A 14,508-nucleotide genomic window follows, 5' to 3' on the forward strand; every position below is an offset into this window, starting at 1 on the left:
CGTTCCCGGTGAGTTTATCGTTCCCAGTAACTTTCTTCCAGACTGTCTTCGCGTTCCGGCAGACCACGCGTCAGACGCGGTGAATGCTGGTTCAGCACCTGATAACTCACGCGGTTGGCGTATTTACACACCTGCGCCAGTGAGGAATAGGTCAGATACTCGCGGGCATGTTTGCTGGAGTTGGGCACTGAGGTGCGGTGGAAACCGTTGGCGGCGATATCATGCAGCAGCGCAGACAGTGCGCCATCACCCGCTCCGTTGGTGTTCATGATTTTTTCCGGCCCGCCCATGTAGGGCGCGATGTGGGAATAAATCTTCAGCGGTTGCTGGCAACAGTCACGGCGCATTGCGCGGCTGAATTCGTACTGATTGAATTCGGCAATCGCCCCCGGCAGCAGCGGATGCTGGGTGGTGCGTTTGAATTCGTCTTCGGTATAACTCGCCATAAACAGACCGTTCGGCCCGGCGGTACACAGCACCAGATCGACCCAGTCCAGCGCCTTATCTGCCGCCATCAGCGGATCTTTCAGGCCCGTCAGCGCAAAACCTTCATCTTCGTTCATCGCCAGAATCGACACGTTTTCACGGATGAAATCACGCCATGCCTGCGGATCTTCCGCGATAACATATTGCGTGCCCAGCGTTAAGACCACCGGTACATGATACTTTTTCGCGTATTCAATCGCCTGCATGGTGGCTTCCGGCATCGGTTCGCCCGGCTTGCTGCGCAACAGATACGAAGTCAGCAGCAGCGCAGAGGCGCCGGCTATCACATCTTCCGGCACGCTGTGCGCCTGTAACTCATTCATCTTGCCCGGACTGATGGCAAACGTACGCTCGCCGGTGTCACTGATCAGCGTGAAGCAACGCCCGATGGCGCCGTCCACGCCTTGCAGGAAGTTGAGATCCACGCGGCTGGAGGTGTTGCACAAATAGCGGTACGCGTAATCACCGATTTTCACGTTGTTACACATCACGCCCAGCAGCACCGAACGGTCGTCGGCCAGCACGGAATAGTTGTGCAGCGTATTGCCGACGGTGCCACCGGCAAACTGATGGCTGATCAGCGCGTGGCTCATCAGTTCCTGATACAGCGCTTCCGACATCTCATCATCAAGAATGTTGGATTCGCCGGGTGTCAGCCCGTAACGGGACACAAAATTTTCATCCACACGCGCTTCGATATCGACCATGGTCTGATCGATGCCAACGATATAAGACGCCCCTGCTTCCGATTCCGGCTGCATCGCCTGCAACATAGAATCACGCAATAAAGGGTCACGTGCGCTGACCGGAAAATAGTGTTTGGACTTACGTTTACCAGGAAATTTCATTCAGTTTTCTCGGGAAATTCAACAGGCTCAGGCTTCATTCAGAAGTGCTGAGTGACCAGCTGTTGCAACAAATCGATATGCTCCGGCTGGTCGTTTAAGGCGTCAATATATTCGAAGCGCTCGCCGCCTGCATGAATAAAAATTTCCCGGTTCTCGCCTTTGATCTCTTCCAGCGTCTCCAGACAGTCTGCCGCAAAGCCCGGACACAGGATCTGAATATGCTTAACTCCCTGAGCCGGAAGACCTTTCAGCGTTTCATCGGTGTACGGCGTCAGCCATGGCTCGCGGCCAAAGCGTGACTGGAAGGTCAGCATAATTTTGCCTGAAGGCAGTTGCAGCGCGTCGGTCAGCGCCTGCACGGTATCGCGGCAACGCTGTTCGTAGTCATCGCCTTCAGCGACAAAACGCTTCGGAATGCCGTGGAAAGAGAGCACCAGACGATCCGGTTCGCCGTGCTGTTCGAACGAGCGCAGGATGCTGGCTTTCAGCGCGGAAATGTACGCCGGATGGGTGGCGTAATCGCGGATAAAACTCAGTGAAGGCAGGCGACGCTGGGATTTAAGCACCCGCGCCACACCGTCAAACACCGCCGCACTGGTCGAGCAGGAATATTGCGGATACAGCGGCAGCACCACCATTTTGGTGACGCCCTGCGCCAGCAGTTTTTCAATGGGGTCTTTCATGCCCGGTTTACCGTAGCTCATCGCCAGTTCCACCGGCGTTCCCGGCAGGCGTTCTGCCAGCGCTTTTTGCTGACGGCGGCTGTACACCATCAGCGGCGAACCTTCGTCCATCCATACCGCTTTATACAGTTTCGAGACGCGCGGAGAACGCAGCGGCAGGATCACAAAATTCAGGATCGGCCACCACAGCAGACGGGGCGTATCAACCACGCGGATATCACTCAAAAATTCAGCCAGATATTTTTTAACGGCCTGCGGGGTCGGAGCGTCCGGTGTCCCGAGGTTGACCAGGAGAACACCGAATTTGGTCTGCGTCATGCTGAATTTCCTAAATTGAAGGCACCGAAGTCAGTGCGAAAAATGATGGGCGCCCCCGTTTATTCGTGATGCAGCAAAGAGGCGCAGGCCATTGTAACGAAAACAAAGGCGATGGGAACAACGGCATAAGCTATCAATGCGAACAGTTATTAATCCCCTTCATACTTCAAGCTACAGATGCGTTGGCGCAGAAAAACAAACGGGGCGACTGAAGTCACCCCGTGATAGCGCGCAGAACAGACGATCAGCTCAGGATTGCAGCCAGTTCGTCACGCACAGCGGAAACCTGCTGTGTGCCGTCAATTTTGACGTATTGAGTGTTGCCCGCTTCGGCTTCTTTGCTGTAGTAGGACACCAGCGGCTCAGTCAGCTCATGGTATTCCACCAGACGTTTACGCACGGTTTCTTCCTGATCATCTTTACGGGTGATCAGGTCTTCGCCGGTGACATCGTCTTTACCTTCCACTTTTGGCGGATTGTACTGGATGTGGTACACGCGGCCAGAGCCTGGGTGTACGCGACGGCCAACGATGCGATCGACGATCAGTTCGTCAGGCACGTCGAATTCCAGCACGTAATCCACTTTAATGCCCGCGTCTTTCATGGCATCAGCCTGCGGAATGGTGCGAGGGAAACCGTCTAACAGGAAACCGTTGCGGCAATCTTCCTGCTGAATACGTTCTTTCACCAGTGCGATAACCAGTTCATCGGTCACCAGTTTACCGGCATCCATAATCTCTTTTGCTTTCTTGCCGAGCTCACTTCCGGCCTTCACAGCGGCGCGCAACATATCACCGGTAGAAATTTGCGGAATGCCAAATTTCTCCATGATGAATTGAGCCTGAGTACCCTTACCTGCGCCCGGAGCGCCCAGCAGAATGATACGCATTGCGTAAATCCCCTTGCATGTAATTTTTATGAATCTCGAAAAACGGTCAACCATACCATTCTGAGCCATTTTGCTCAAGGAACTCCCCCTGCTGAAATTGGGGTTAAGCCTGTCCGGGTTGGCGCTTTATCCACCAGGTCTGGGAGACCACCGCCAGCACAATTATCGCCCCGCCAACCAGGGCCTGTGGGGCAGGATTTTCGTGTAAAAACAAGGCGATCCATAACGGTGCCAGCGCGGTTTCCAGCAGTAAAAAAAGCCCGGCATTAACCGGAGAAACAAAGCGGGTTGACAGCGCAATCAGCCCCATCGCCAGCGGCATGATAACCGCCCCTTCAAGCGCCACCCATCGCCATTGTTCCCCGGCTAACGCGGGCAAACCCTGTAAAACATGACCTCCTGAAAACATCACCGCACAACATGACGCCAGAATACCGCCGAGCGAAGGCAGCCCGACGGTGCCGGTTTCGACCTTCGAGGCGAAGATAAACGCCAGTGCCATTGAGATGGCGGTGGCCAGCGCGAAATAATTCGCCAGAGGATCGCGTCCGGCAGGGTGTCCGCTCATCACCACGGCAACGCCCGCCATACCGGCCAGCGCGGCCAGCATCAGCGTTTTATCCATACGGATACCGAAAAAGCAGCGCGAGATAATGGCCGAGACAAAAGGCGTGGAAGAGATGATCACCAGCACCGTGGCGATACTGCCGCGATTGAGCGCATTGACGAAACAGGCGGAGGCGATACAGAAAAACAACGTTGATAGCGCATTTTTACGGGTGATCCACGGCACGCCCAATGTGGAACGCGATGCAGGCCAGAACAACCAGACCAGCGCCACCAGTGCCCACATAAATACCCCGCGCAGCACCACAATCAGCCATGAATCTTCGATCGCCATCAGGCGGATAAAAACGGAATCGGTACTGAGGATCACCCCGCCGAGAATGCCGATCAGATTGCCGTTCACCGGCGCAGTTTGACGCATGTTTCACTCCTGTCATTCACTTTGCGGCAAGACTAAAGGGCTTCCGGCGGTAAAAAAAATGATATAAACAGACACAGAGGATGAAAAAAACTAACAAGGTACACGCATGAATGACCTTCCTTCCCTGCGCGCCCTGCACTATTTCAAACAGGCGGCGCATTTCGAGAGCTTCAGTTCAGCGGCAGATTCCCTGAACGTGACGCACAGCGCGGTCAGCCATCAGATAAAGAATCTGGAAGGCTGGCTGGGTACTGTGTTATTTAATCGCACAGCCGGGCGTGTTTATCTCACCGCCGACGGCGTCCGGCTGAAAGCCTGCTGCGATCAGGTGTTCAGTGAGATTGAAAAAACCTGTCATCAGATGCGTCACCGCCGTGAACATCACCTGACGATTGCCTGTTCAGCCAGCTTTCTGGCGCAATGGCTGTTACCCCGTATCAGCCGGTTTTCGCTGCAACACCCGCAGATCACCTTGTCGTTTCAGACACAAACCGACATCAGTTTGCTGACGAACCAGCGCGCCGACGTGCTGATTAAAAGCGATCATCACGTCACGCATGAAGAGTTTGAAGCCACGTTAATCGGTTCTGATTTTATCGGTCCGGTCTGCGCGCCGGGCGTATGCGGGACACTGTCCTCACCGCCGGATTTCACGTCGCTGCCTTTACTGCACGCCCGGACGAAAATAAATGCCTGGCAGGAATGGGCGAACGTCACGGGTGCGCGCGGGGATTTCAGCGCAGGCAAGCACTTCGATAATCTGATGCTGGCGATTCAGGCGGCAAAAACGGGGTTAGGGTTCAGCATGACGCCCAAAATGCTGGTCAAGAAAGAGCTCGCGGAAGGCTCGCTGCTGGCACCTGCGGGCTTTTGCAAAGCTGACCGAGCCACCGCCATGCTGGTGAGTCATTTGCGCAGTGACGAGCCGGAGATCCGCGTTTTCAGGGACTGGATACAGGAAGAGGCAGAAACGGAGCAATAAAAAAGGGTGTCGCGTAAACGACACCCTTTCTGTTACATCAGATGACTAGTACATCAGACGATTACGCCTGCAACAGCGTGTTCATACGGCGGATAAACAGGTTTGGATCTTCCAGCGTGCCGCGTTCGGCGAACAGCGCCTGATCCAGCAACAGCTCGATCCATTCGCTGAACTGATCTTCGTCAGCCACATCAGAAGCACGTTTCACCAGCGCGTGTTCCGGGTTCAGCTCAAAGATGTATTTCACTTCCGGCGCGTCCTGACCGGCAGCGGCAAAGAGTTTTGCCATCTGCGTGGTCATTTCGTCGGCGCCGGTAGTAACGATGGCCGGCGTATCAGTCAGACGGTGCGTCAGACGCACTTCTTTCACACGGTCACCCAGCAGCGTTTTCACGCGCTCAACGAACGGTTCCAGCGCTTTTTCGGCTTCTTTCTGCTCTTCGCTTTCGTCAGCCAGTTTGTCCAGTGTGTCATCGGCCTTGCTGACGGACTGGAATACTTTGCCATCAAACTCAGTCAGATAGCTCATCATCCATTCGTCGATGCGGTCAGACAGCAGCAGAACTTCAATGCCTTTTTTGCGGAACAGTTCCAGATGCGGGCTGCTCTTCGCGGCGGCATAGCTGTCGGCTGTGATGTAGTAAATTTTATCCTGGCCTTCGACCATCGACGCCACATACTCTTCCAGCGACAATGTCTGCTCGCTGCTGTCGTTGCGGGTGCTGGCGAAACGCAGCAGTTTGGCGATCGTTTCTTTGTTCGCGCCGTCTTCTGCCGGGCCTTCTTTCAATACCAGACCAAACTGTTTCCAGAATTGCAGGTATTTTTCGTTGTCGTCTTTCGCCAGTTTTTCCAGCATTTGCAGAACACGTTTGGTCAGCGCACTGCGCAGGTTCTGGGTAATACGGCTGTCCTGCAGAATTTCACGGGACACGTTCAGCGGCAGATCGTTGGAATCTATCAGACCCCGCACGAAACGCAGGTAGTTCGGCATGAACTGCTCGGCTTCGTCCATGATGAACACGCGCTGAACATAGAGTTTCAGGCCATGCTTGTGATCACGGTTCCACATATCCCACGGTGCCTGTGAAGGGATATACAGCAGGCTGGTGTATTCCTGCTTACCTTCAACGCGGTTGTGGCTCCAGCTCAGCGGATCGCTGAAATCATGGGAAATGTGTTTGTAGAATTCTTTGTATTCTTCGTCGGTGACTTCCGCTTTACCCCGGGTCCACAAAGCCTGCGCCTTGTTGATCTGTTCCCAGGTGACGGTACCGTCTTCTTCGTTGCGGGTTTCCACTTCAACCGGCAATGCAATATGGTCAGAGTACTTGCTGATGATGGAACGCACGCGCCAGTCATCCAGGAATTCGTCCTGATCTTCGCGCAGATGCAGGGTGATTTCCGTTCCGCGATCGGCTTTCTCGATATCTGCCAGGGTGTACTCGCCTTCACCGGCCGATTCCCAGAATACGCCTTCTTCGGCGCTGGCACCGGCTGCACGGGTGCGCACGGTCACTTTATCCGCCACGATAAAGGCAGAATAGAAACCGACACCGAACTGACCGATCAGCTGGCTGTCTTTCGCCTGCTCGGAACCGACGGATTGCAGGAAGGCTTTGGTGCCGGATTTGGCGATTGTCCCGAGGTTATCGATAACTTCGTCACGGCTCATGCCGATGCCGTTATCGCTCAGCGTCAGGGTGCGTTTTTCTTTGTCAAACGCCAGACGCACATGCAGTTCGCCGTCACCTTCATAGAGTTCAGGGGCTGACAGGGCGCGGAAACGCAGTTTATCCGCCGCATCTGAGGCGTTGGAGATCAGCTCGCGCAGGAAAATTTCTTTGTTTGAATACAGGGAGTGGATCATCAGATGAAGAAGTTGTTTTACTTCAGACTGGAATCCGCGTGTCTCTTGTCCTTTCATACTCATCAAATTACCTCAATCCAGATACTGTTATTGACCAAATCAGACGTTGAGGAATAAGTGGGGTTAGGCGTCGTGCTTTTCAAGCACAGGGACAAATTTTTAGGAAGAAATGCAGAGGGATAGCGGAAGAAAACGGGGCGCAGAAGACCGCGCCCGCATAACAGTCAGAACCGGAAGGGATTACGCCCGGCAAGGGAATGTGACAGCGTGGTGCCGTCCACCATATCCAGTTCGCCACCGACCGGCACACCGTGCGCGATGCGGCTCGCCAGCACGCCGTACTGGCCGCACATTTCAGCGATGTAGTTGGCGGTCGCTTCACCTTCGACCGTCGGGTTAGTCGCGAGGATCACTTCCTGAATGTTTTCACTTTCAAGACGCTCTTCCAGACGGCCTAAACCGATGTCGTCAGGCCCGATGCCATCAAGCGGTGACAGGTGGCCCATCAGCACAAAATAGCGACCGGAGAACTGACCGGTTTGTTCTATCGCGTGAATGTCCGCCGGGCTTTCCACCACGCAAATCTGGCCGTTTTCTTTACGCCGTGGATTGGCGCAAATGGTACAGATTTCCTGCTCGGTAAAAGTACGGCAATCGGCACAGTGGCCGATTTCAGACATGGCACGCGTTAAAGACTGCGCCAGCCGCATTCCGCCGCTGCGATCACGTTGCAGCAGCTGAAATGCCATACGTTGCGCGGACTTCGGGCCAACGCCCGGCAGGCAACGCAACGCCTCCATTAAAGATTCAAGGAGAGGGCTGGTTTGCATCAGAACGGCATCTTAAAGCCTGGTGGCAATTGCATGCCGCCAGATACGGCTGCCATTTTTTCTTTCTGAGTTTCATCGATACGACGTGCGGCATCGTTGAACGCCGCAGCGATCAGGTCTTCCAGCATGTCTTTATCGTCTTCCAGCAGGCTTGGATCAATTTCAACGCGACGCACGTTGTGCGCACCGTTGATGGTGATTTTCACCAGGCCAGCGCCTGACTCACCGGTCACTTCCAGCTGAGCGATTTCCGCCTGAGCCTGTTGCATTTTTTCCTGCATTTGCTGGGCCTGTTTCATCAGGTTACCAATGCCGCCTTTTCCAAACATAGTCTTCTCTCTCAGCAATGGCCGCGTCACAATCGCGGCGTTTAAATTGGGCGGATACTTTCTTCATCCAGCTCCGCATCGAAGAAACGACGCAGGGTCTGGATGTTGTTATCCGCAATAATAGACTGACGCGCCTGCGCCAGTTTTTCTTCATAAATGGCCTGTCGCCATTCCAGCGGCGTCTTCACCGCCAGATTATCATCTTCCAGCACGGTCAGTTCAACCGGCGTCTGATGCAATGCCGACAAGGCATCCGTCAGCACTTTCTGCGCGGACGGCGAATTCAGATGTTTTTGCGATGAACGCAGATGCAGGCAGATTTTTCCCGGCTCCGGTTGCTCGCGGTAGGCATTCAGCGCCAGTTGCTGCACCAGTTTCGGAATGGTCATCCGGCTGATGTCAGCCGCCCATTCATCGCGTTCAATCGCTTCTTCCGCCAGACGGGAAGCCAGTTCCGGCGATTTTTCATGTTCCAGCGCGGTACGCAACGCTTTCGGTGTCGCCACCGGTTCAGGCGCAGCTTCCGGTTCCATCATCGCTTTCCAGCGATAGGCTTCTTCTTTTATCGGCGCGGCAGGTTCTTTCTTCACCGCCAATGTCTGCGCACGTTCAGTCACCGAAGCGAGGCGCTCCAGTGCTGAGGTTGCCGGCCGCGCTTTTCCTGGCGCTGCCGGCTCAGCTTTTTTTGGGGTGGTACTCCCCTGCCTGAGCAATTGTGTTCGCGCCTGTAAAAGTTGCGCGGTGGAATCTGGCATCGCCGCCGGTTCGGTACTTCCCTGCGGCGGCGGGGCATTATAATTTTGCGGTGTTGGCTGTTGCGGCGGCGCCTGATGTACGGGCTGGGGTGCCACATACGCCGGTGCGGCTGCCGGTTGCGGTGCCGGTTCAGCAATGATCACTTTCGGGTGGAAGGCCAGCGCGCGCAGCAGCGTCATTTCAACGCCCATGCGTTTGTCCGGCGCGTACGCCAGCTCTTTGCGGCCAATCAGCAACGTCTGGTAATAAAGCTGCACGTCAGCTGGCGGAATGACACGCGCCAGCTCACGCAGACGTTGTTCAATCGCGGCGTAATGATTATCGAGAACGGACGGCAGGAGCTGAACCATCGCAATGCGGTGCAGCAGCGCCAGCGTTTCTACCAGCAGGTTTTCCCAGTCCACGCCTCGCGACGCGGCCTGTTCGACCTGCGCCATCATCTGGCCGCCATCGGCGCTGACCAGCGCTTCGAGCATCGCCAGCGGCTGTTCATCGTCAAGCGTACCGAGCATTTGTGCCACGGTGTCGGTAGTGACCGCACCCTGCCCCATCGCAATCGCCTGATCGGTCAGGCTCAGGGCATCACGCATACTGCCGTCGGCCGCGCGGGCCAGCAGCTGCAAGGCGCGCGGTTCCGTGGTGATGGTTTCCTGCGTTAATACGTGTTCGAGCTGTTTGCGGATCTGTTCAGCGTCCAGCGCTTTCAGATGGAACTGCAAACAACGCGATAAAATAGTGACCGGCAGTTTTTGCGGATCTGTCGTTGCCAGCAGGAATTTGACGTGCGAAGGCGGCTCTTCCAGCGTTTTCAACAGCGCGTTAAAGCTGTGACGCGAGAGCATGTGCACTTCGTCAATCAGGTAAACTTTGAAGCGGCCACGCGCCGGTGCGTATTGCACGTTATCAAGCAGTTCGCGGGTGTCTTCCACTTTGGTACGGGAAGCGGCGTCGATTTCAATCAGATCGACAAAGCGGCCCTGCTCGATTTCGCGGCAGTTATCGCATACGCCACAAGGTGTGGACGTAATGCCGGTTTCGCAGTTAAGCCCTTTCGCCAGCAGACGGGCGATGGTGGTTTTCCCTACGCCACGGGTACCGGAAAACAAGTAGGCGTGATGGATGCGCCCGAGCGACAGGCCGTTGGCCAGCGCGGTCAGCACATGTTCCTGTCCGACGACGTCGGCAAAAGTTTGGGGGCGCCACTTACGGGCAAGAACCTGATAGCTCATTAACACTTCATCGTTGATTTATAATGAATAATTTGACGATACACGAAAAAACATCGTTTAACCCGTCTTTCTGCGCTGGTCTGCGAAACGGAGACTGAAGACTCAGCATAATGATGCCGGAGCCAGACTGCCACTTCTTAGTGTACCAGCAGGGTCGCCATCATTCCTATTACTTTACTTTTTGCCCGGCACGCCGCCGTTTCTCCGCCTTCCTCCTCCTCCTGACAATTCGCCCCGGGGGATGAGGGCAAATTTTGCACACGGATTACACTGAATCCCCTCTGTTCTGATAATGCTTTCTGCCCCGTCAAGGAGAGCCATGAAACGCCTGACACTGCCTTTATTACTGCTCGTATCCCCCGCCGTACAGGCCAGCTGGACGCTGCAAGGTTTCCCTGCGTTTGCCGAACCTGTCAGCGGAATATTCACCAGCAACGCCGCGTTACCTAAAGGACAGCGCACGCTGGAATTACATCAGGATAATCAATGCTGGCAGCCTTCGGGTGCGGTAAAGCTTAACGAAATGCTGTCGCTGCAACCCTGTGAAAACAACCCGCCGGCGCACTGGAAACAGTTCCGCGCCGGTGATTATCAGGTGCGGATCGATACCCGCAGCGGCACCCCCACGCTTCAGCTGAGCCTGAAAACGGCGCAGGAAGCCGTCGCGGCGGTAGCAAAAACCTGTCCGCGACGGGACGGCAAGCCACTGACGGTTGACGTTTCCGGCACCTTTGCCGAAGGAGAAACGGTCCGCGATTTTTATTCTGGTCAGAGCGCACAGGTCAGCGGCGGCCACATCACGATGCTGCCGGATCCGGCCAGCGGCGGTTTATTGCTGCTGGAAGCGGCAGCGCGTAAAAAACCTGCGGCGTTCAGTTGGAAAAACGCCACGGTGTATTTCGTGCTGACCGATCGTTTTGAAAACGGCAATCCGGATAACGATCACAGCTATGGCCGTCACCGTGACGGAATGCAGGACATCGGCACTTTCCACGGCGGCGATCTGGCCGGACTGACCCGCAAGCTGGATTATTTGCAAAAGCTCGGCGTGAACGCGCTGTGGATAAGCTCGCCGCTGGAGCAAATCCACGGCTGGGTCGGCGGCGGCACCAAAGGCGATTTCCCGCATTATGCCTATCACGGCTATTACACCCTCGACTGGACCAAACTCGATGCCAATATGGGTACCGGCGAAGATTTGCAGAAACTGGTCAGCGAAGCGCATAAGCGCGGGATCCGCATTTTGTTTGATGTGGTGGTCAATCACACCGGCTACGCCACGCTGGCGGATATGCAAACCTTCCATTTCGGTGCCTTGTACCTGAAAGGCAGCGACATCGAAAAAACACTCGGTAAAAACTGGACGGACTGGCAACCCGGCCCCGGCCAGAACTGGCACAGCTTTAATGATTACATCAATTTTGGCGACAAAGAGGGCTGGAGCACCTGGTGGGGGAAAAAATGGATCCGCACCGATATCGGCGATTATGACCCGCCGGGTTATGACGATCTGACCATGTCGCTGGCGTTCCTGCCGGACATTAAAACCGAATCCACGCAAGCCAGCGGCCTGCCCGTTTTCTATCGCCACAAGCCCGATACCGCCGCCAGAGAGATTGCCGGGGCGACACCGCGCGACTATCTGGTCACCTGGCTCAGCCAGTGGGTGCGGGATTACGGCATTGACGGATTCCGCGTCGATACCGCCAAACACGTGGAGAAACCGACACTGGCATTACTCAAAACCCGTTCCGCAGAAGCCCTGAAACAGTGGAAAGCGGCCCATCCTGAACAAGCACTGGATGATGCGCCGTTCTGGATGACCGGTGAAGCCTGGGGTCACGGCGTAATGAAAAGCGATTATTACGACAATGGCTTCGACGCCATGATCAACTTTGATTTTCAGGATCAGGCTGCGGCGGCGCTGAGTTGTTTTGCAAATATCGATGCGACGTATCAGCAGATGGCAGAGAAAATGCAGGATTTCAATGTGCTGAGTTATCTGTCGTCACACGATACGCGGCTGTTTTTTGCGGCCGATGCCAAAGGTTCTCTGCCCTTACAACAGCGTGCAGCCGATTTGTTACTGCTGGCCCCCGGCGCGGTGCAGATTTACTACGGCGACGAAAGCGGGCGTCAGTCCGGCCCGACAGGCTCCGATCCTTTGCAGGGCACCCGCTCTGACATGAACTGGAATGAACTGACCGGCGCGAAACAGGCGTTACTCACGCACTGGCAGACGTTGGGGAAATTCAGGGAGCAGCATCCGGCGGTGGGCGCAGGGGTGCAGAAATCGCAGCAGACAGCGCAATATTACGCCTTCAGCCGTCAGCGGGGTGACGATAAGGTGATGGTGGTCTGGGCAGGAGATAGCGGAAAATAGCGGCGCAGAAAGCAAATGGCCTCGCGTTTAACGGCGAGGCCAGTTCACATCAACTTTTTACATCAATCAGTGGCCGTCGAAACAGACCAGGCTGTAGCAGTTGATATTTGAATCGTTCAGGCGTTTTTCACCGCCCAGTTCCGGCAGGTTGATGATGAATGCCGCATCGGTCACTTCCCCACCCAGACGGCGGATCAGTTTCGCAGTGGCTTCAATCGTGCCACCCGTTGCCAGCAAATCGTCGATCACCAGGATTTTTTCGCCAGGCTGAATGGCATCAACGTGGATTTCAAGGCTGTCAGTGCCGTATTCCAGATCGTAGGTTTCGCTGATGGTTTCACGCGGTAACTTGCCCGGTTTACGCACGGGAACAAAGCCCACGCCCAGAACCAGCGCAACCGGTGCGCCAAACAGGAAGCCACGTGCTTCAGTGCCCACCACTTTGGTGACACCGGCATCGCGGTAACGATCGGCCAGTAACTGAATGCTTGCAGCGTAAGCTTTTGGGTCTTCCAGCAAGCTGGTGACGTCACGGAACAGTATGCCTGGCTTAGGATAGTCAGGGATGGTTTTGATACTGTCTTTAATAAACTGTAGCTGCTGTGCGGTAGCGGTCATAATGTTAATTGCCTGATAAAGCTGCTGTTCATACTTAAACGCGGGCGGTCAAATGTCCCCCGTCATGCCCTGATAAAGCATGTCGTTCAAGGAAGGAAATTGGGAGCGCACCGACGTACGAGATGCCCAAATCTATGCAAAGCTGCTTTAAAAAGCAACCCGCAGCCGGACATGATCGCCTGTTTTATTGCTCAAGGTCAACCACTGGTAATCGCCACATCATGATCAGCAGCGCAAACATCATGCAAACCAATAAAATACGCACCAATAATAACGGCACGAAATAGATCGAAATCGCGAAGGTTACGACGATCAGCGCGACCGCTTTAGGTTTCGCCCCTTTCGGTAACGCACGGTATGTCTGCCAGTGTCGCAGATAGCTGCCAAACCAGGAGCGGTGCAAAAGCCAGTGATGAAAACGCGGCGACGAGCGGGCGAAGCACCAGGCGGCCAGCAATAAAAACGGCGTGGTCGGCAACAGCGGTAACACCACGCCAAGCGTCGCCAGCACCACGCACAACCAGCCAACAGTAATCAGTAGTATGCGTTTCATGCATTTCCTTCGGTTTAAAACAGGCACCTTGCCCGGTTTGCGGTTTCTCAGTGTAAACAAGTGCGCAGAGGCTGTCATACCGGTAAGCTACGCCGGAGTTTAAGGGAGATTATCGGTGAGCACTGAACGAATTTTACATGTCCTTGATCAGCAGATCGAAACACTGGCGCGGGAAATTGAACCGATAGGTCACGTTTCCGCCTCGCAGGCCCGGTTTGATGTGGCACTTTTTTCCACCAAAGGCACCCGTCTGCGCGATTATCTGGCAGAAATTAAGACCAATTTGCAGCAACTGAATCAGGAAGTCGTCGAAAAACGTTCTGCGCAGGTGGCTTTTATTGCCGAACGTCTGGTGGCCCAGATTACCGCCATGCAGCGTGAACTGGCGACCCAGACGCTGCGTAAAACGCACCAGACTCCGGAGCGTAAAAGCCATGATAATTATACCAAACTGGCGGAAACACAGCAGTTCGAGCGACGTCTGATTGCGATGATTGAAGACCGCGAAACCACGCTCGGTCAGCTGGCGACGTTCAGCGATCAGCAGCGGGTACAGAAGGAACTTGCGGCACTGGAAGGGCGTTTAATGCGCTGTCGTCAGGCGCTGGCTAAAATAGAGAGACAAATCGAGCGTCAGGAAAAAGGTTTTTGAATCTTTATCACATTTTTTTAATCCGGCATTCAGAGCCGGGCTTTTCTTATCTATAATGGTAAGTCCAAAACCTGCTAATCATAATGTTGGCCAA

At 54.9% G+C, this 14,508-nt stretch carries 13 protein-coding genes and 1 other annotated feature; of the genes, 3 read left to right on the forward strand and 10 right to left on the reverse strand.

What is annotated here, in order from left to right; genetic code table 11:
- Positions 1 to 14 precede the first annotated feature (14 nt).
- From EYY67_RS10885 to EYY67_RS10900, 4 genes are all read right to left on the reverse strand, one after another.
- On the reverse strand, positions 15 to 1,334 hold the full coding sequence (locus EYY67_RS10885; protein WP_095924993.1) for an inosine/guanosine kinase: 1,320 nt from the start codon (positions 1,332 to 1,334) through the stop codon (positions 15 to 17).
- Positions 1,335 to 1,372: 38 nt separating this feature from the next.
- The gene (gene hemH / locus EYY67_RS10890) at positions 1,373 to 2,335 is read right to left on the reverse strand and encodes a ferrochelatase (protein WP_119826755.1); all 963 of its coding nucleotides are present in this window, start codon (positions 2,333 to 2,335) and stop codon (positions 1,373 to 1,375) included.
- Between the two features lie 244 nt (positions 2,336 to 2,579).
- Positions 2,580 to 3,224, reverse strand: coding sequence for an adenylate kinase (adk, locus tag EYY67_RS10895; protein WP_095924991.1), 645 nt, complete (start codon positions 3,222 to 3,224; stop codon positions 2,580 to 2,582).
- Positions 3,225 to 3,327: 103 nt separating this feature from the next.
- The gene (locus EYY67_RS10900) at positions 3,328 to 4,212 is read right to left on the reverse strand and encodes a DMT family transporter (RefSeq protein ID WP_131693495.1); all 885 of its coding nucleotides are present in this window, start codon (positions 4,210 to 4,212) and stop codon (positions 3,328 to 3,330) included.
- Between the two features lie 106 nt (positions 4,213 to 4,318).
- Here EYY67_RS10900 and EYY67_RS10905 point away from each other — a divergent pair, with 106 nt between their 5' ends.
- On the forward strand, positions 4,319 to 5,194 hold the full coding sequence (locus tag EYY67_RS10905; RefSeq protein ID WP_131693496.1) for a LysR substrate-binding domain-containing protein: 876 nt from the start codon (positions 4,319 to 4,321) through the stop codon (positions 5,192 to 5,194).
- Between the two features lie 61 nt (positions 5,195 to 5,255).
- Here EYY67_RS10905 and htpG read toward each other — a convergent pair whose 3' ends face one another.
- The 4 genes from htpG to dnaX form a co-directional block, all read right to left on the reverse strand.
- A complete protein-coding gene (gene htpG, locus EYY67_RS10910) occupies positions 5,256 to 7,121 on the reverse strand; it encodes a molecular chaperone HtpG (RefSeq protein ID WP_165497961.1) in 1,866 nt (621 codons plus the stop codon).
- Between the two features lie 167 nt (positions 7,122 to 7,288).
- Positions 7,289 to 7,894, reverse strand: coding sequence for a recombination mediator RecR (gene recR / locus EYY67_RS10915; RefSeq protein ID WP_095924987.1), 606 nt, complete (start codon positions 7,892 to 7,894; stop codon positions 7,289 to 7,291).
- Complete coding sequence (locus EYY67_RS10920) at positions 7,894 to 8,223, reverse strand: YbaB/EbfC family nucleoid-associated protein (RefSeq protein WP_013576599.1); 330 nt, start codon at positions 8,221 to 8,223, stop codon at positions 7,894 to 7,896. The genes recR and EYY67_RS10920 overlap by 1 nt, the downstream gene beginning before the upstream one ends.
- Before the next feature lie 41 nt (positions 8,224 to 8,264).
- The gene (gene dnaX / locus EYY67_RS10925; RefSeq protein ID WP_131693498.1) at positions 8,265 to 10,208 is read right to left on the reverse strand and encodes a DNA polymerase III subunit gamma/tau; all 1,944 of its coding nucleotides are present in this window, start codon (positions 10,206 to 10,208) and stop codon (positions 8,265 to 8,267) included.
- Positions 8,865 to 8,929, reverse strand: a sequence feature (DnaX frameshifting element). (Overlaps the previous gene by 65 nt.)
- Before the next feature lie 319 nt (positions 10,209 to 10,527).
- Here dnaX and EYY67_RS10930 point away from each other — a divergent pair.
- A complete protein-coding gene (locus tag EYY67_RS10930) occupies positions 10,528 to 12,591 on the forward strand; it encodes an alpha-amylase (protein WP_131693499.1) in 2,064 nt (687 codons plus the stop codon).
- A 66-nt stretch (positions 12,592 to 12,657) separates the two neighbouring features.
- Here the strand turns inward: EYY67_RS10930 and apt are convergent, their stop codons facing one another.
- Together apt and EYY67_RS10940 are read right to left on the reverse strand one after the other, a co-directional pair.
- Positions 12,658 to 13,209, reverse strand: coding sequence for an adenine phosphoribosyltransferase (apt, locus tag EYY67_RS10935; RefSeq protein ID WP_013576602.1), 552 nt, complete (start codon positions 13,207 to 13,209; stop codon positions 12,658 to 12,660).
- 184 nt (positions 13,210 to 13,393) lie between these two features.
- The gene (locus tag EYY67_RS10940) at positions 13,394 to 13,762 is read right to left on the reverse strand and encodes a DUF454 family protein (protein ID WP_131693500.1); all 369 of its coding nucleotides are present in this window, start codon (positions 13,760 to 13,762) and stop codon (positions 13,394 to 13,396) included.
- A 115-nt stretch (positions 13,763 to 13,877) separates the two neighbouring features.
- Between EYY67_RS10940 and priC the strand changes: the two genes are divergently transcribed.
- Positions 13,878 to 14,414: a primosomal replication protein PriC gene (gene priC / locus EYY67_RS10945; protein WP_095924982.1), complete on the forward strand. Its 537-nt coding sequence runs from the start codon at positions 13,878 to 13,880 to the stop codon at positions 14,412 to 14,414.
- Positions 14,415 to 14,508 lie beyond the last annotated feature (94 nt).

This window comes from Rahnella victoriana (genome assembly GCF_004330295.1).
In the GTDB taxonomy this organism is placed as follows: Bacteria; Pseudomonadota; Gammaproteobacteria; order Enterobacterales; family Enterobacteriaceae; genus Rahnella; species Rahnella victoriana.

What these genes read in the sequence shown, in the direction of transcription:
- EYY67_RS10885 (WP_095924993.1), bottom strand. Translation starts at nt 1,334, where the DNA reads ATGAAATTTCCTGGTAAACGTAAGTCCAAACACTATTTTCCGGTCAGC.
- hemH (WP_119826755.1), bottom strand. Translation starts at nt 2,335, where the DNA reads ATGACGCAGACCAAATTCGGTGTTCTCCTGGTCAACCTCGGGACACCG.
- adk (WP_095924991.1), bottom strand. Translation starts at nt 3,224, where the DNA reads ATGCGTATCATTCTGCTGGGCGCTCCGGGCGCAGGTAAGGGTACTCAG.
- EYY67_RS10900 (WP_131693495.1), bottom strand. Translation starts at nt 4,212, where the DNA reads ATGCGTCAAACTGCGCCGGTGAACGGCAATCTGATCGGCATTCTCGGC.
- EYY67_RS10905 (WP_131693496.1), top strand. Translation starts at nt 4,319, where the DNA reads ATGAATGACCTTCCTTCCCTGCGCGCCCTGCACTATTTCAAACAGGCG.
- htpG (WP_165497961.1), bottom strand. Translation starts at nt 7,121, where the DNA reads ATGAAAGGACAAGAGACACGCGGATTCCAGTCTGAAGTAAAACAACTT.
- recR (WP_095924987.1), bottom strand. Translation starts at nt 7,894, where the DNA reads ATGCAAACCAGCCCTCTCCTTGAATCTTTAATGGAGGCGTTGCGTTGC.
- EYY67_RS10920 (WP_013576599.1), bottom strand. Translation starts at nt 8,223, where the DNA reads ATGTTTGGAAAAGGCGGCATTGGTAACCTGATGAAACAGGCCCAGCAA.
- dnaX (WP_131693498.1), bottom strand. Translation starts at nt 10,208, where the DNA reads ATGAGCTATCAGGTTCTTGCCCGTAAGTGGCGCCCCCAAACTTTTGCC.
- EYY67_RS10930 (WP_131693499.1), top strand. Translation starts at nt 10,528, where the DNA reads ATGAAACGCCTGACACTGCCTTTATTACTGCTCGTATCCCCCGCCGTA.
- apt (WP_013576602.1), bottom strand. Translation starts at nt 13,209, where the DNA reads ATGACCGCTACCGCACAGCAGCTACAGTTTATTAAAGACAGTATCAAA.
- EYY67_RS10940 (WP_131693500.1), bottom strand. Translation starts at nt 13,762, where the DNA reads ATGAAACGCATACTACTGATTACTGTTGGCTGGTTGTGCGTGGTGCTG.